This is a genomic window from Proteus penneri (assembly GCF_003144535.1).
Taxonomy (GTDB): Bacteria; Pseudomonadota; Gammaproteobacteria; order Enterobacterales; family Enterobacteriaceae; genus Proteus; species Proteus penneri.
Window position 1 is genome coordinate 1 of record NZ_PHFJ01000023.1, and the last position, 1,398, is coordinate 1,398.

General features: G+C 36.3%; 2 protein-coding genes and 2 pseudogenes. 3 read left to right on the forward strand and 1 reads right to left on the reverse strand.

Annotation, left to right across the window (positions count from 1 at the left end):
- The coding region (locus CUB63_RS17415; RefSeq protein WP_239996102.1) for a colicin D domain-containing protein at positions 1-609 on the forward strand (609 nt) is incomplete at its 5' end.
- Positions 606-875 (forward strand): colicin immunity domain-containing protein, encoded by a 270-nt coding sequence (locus CUB63_RS17420; protein WP_109848584.1) that lies wholly within the window; start codon positions 606-608, stop codon positions 873-875. The genes CUB63_RS17415 and CUB63_RS17420, both read left to right, overlap by 4 nt.
- 64 nt (positions 876-939) lie before the next feature.
- On the opposite strand, the pseudogene CUB63_RS17425 reads toward CUB63_RS17420, so the two are convergent.
- Positions 940-1,098: pseudogene (locus CUB63_RS17425) on the reverse strand (SymE family type I addiction module toxin); the annotation flags it as partial.
- A 136-nt stretch (positions 1,099-1,234) separates the two neighbouring features.
- On the opposite strand from CUB63_RS17425, the pseudogene CUB63_RS18025 reads away from it, so the two are divergent.
- Positions 1,235-1,398, forward strand: a pseudogene (locus tag CUB63_RS18025) (hemagglutinin repeat-containing protein); the annotation flags it as partial.

Below are 1,398 nucleotides of genomic sequence, written 5' to 3' on the forward strand. Positions count from 1 at the left end.
CTTGAGCCAGCATTAGAAAATAGAATTGCTAAGCATTCATCACAAACAGAGAACCTCAAAGAGCTAACAGGTATTTTAGCGACGGTGATTGTACTGAATGAAAGCGGATTGATTGATGGTATAGCCACTACATCAGGAGGTGGAAAAGGGATATCTAGCGTTACAGGTTCTTCTAAGATTGATAATGCTGTAAAAGGTGACAAGGGGAACTCTAACAAACTAGAAAATGAACAAAAAAACAATTCAAATACAGGCAATACGAATACAGTACCTAATATAGATAATAGTAATTCTTCTGCTTTAACTGGCATTACTCAGAGACAACTAGATAAAAAATTTAAGCATGCGGTTGATTTTGGTATAACAACAACAAAGAAAAATCCTGAAACTCTTCATCAGTATGAAAATGCAATCAATAATCATATGGTCGATAAAGCTACTACACCTCATGGAACTTATGGTTTTGTAAAAGATTCCAAAGTTTATTTTAATTCAAACACAAATAATGTAGTTGTACTGGATAACTCTGGTAATTTTGTTACTGGTTTTAAGCTTACTCCAGGAACACCTCAATATGATAATTATATGAAAAATGGAGTATTACGATGAGTTTTATGTTATTGGCATTCACTAAATCATATGCTGAGGGTAGAATAAAACCTGAAACTTTTAGTGAGGCTTATATTGAGCTTTATCGGCTAGAAAGAGATTATGATCTTTTATTAAAGGATAATAATAAATTAAGTGAGTGTCTTTCCAGTATTTTTTGTATTGCAGATCTTTACAACCCTAATTTAGATAAAGAAGAGTATGAACTAAATGATGAAGAACTTCTCATTCAAGTAAATGCAGAATTAGAAAAATTAAATAGCTAAATATATCTTTCAATAATGCTATGAAAAAGATCCCAGCTCCACACTGGGATCTATCTTAGCTATCTTATTTGTTCTCAGCCAACCAGATAATCAACTGTCCAGCTTGGTGAGTGAGGGTGTAGTGGCTACCCACCTTAAACCCTAATTTACTCAACCATTTACCGCTGAATGTCAGTTGTGGGCTGGGGTTGTGTTTACCACAATTCAGTAAGTAACCCACTGTATATTGTCTGGTTTTACCCCCCTTCTTCTTTTTTAGCTGTCTAGCTTTTTGCCTTACAACTGAGCACTAATGCCAACCGTCGAAAAGCGAAACCCATACCGACAGCCACCAATCTCAAGGCAGTACCTTAAATGCCGGACAAAATCTGTCGATTACCGCAACGGGTAAAAATAAAGATACGAACCCAGACAGCGGTAATATCACGGTTGTTGGCAGTGAACTCAAAGCCGGCAAAGACTTATCACTGTCTGCCACGCAAGATATCAACCTTGTTTCTGCCCAAAATACCGAGCAAACCAC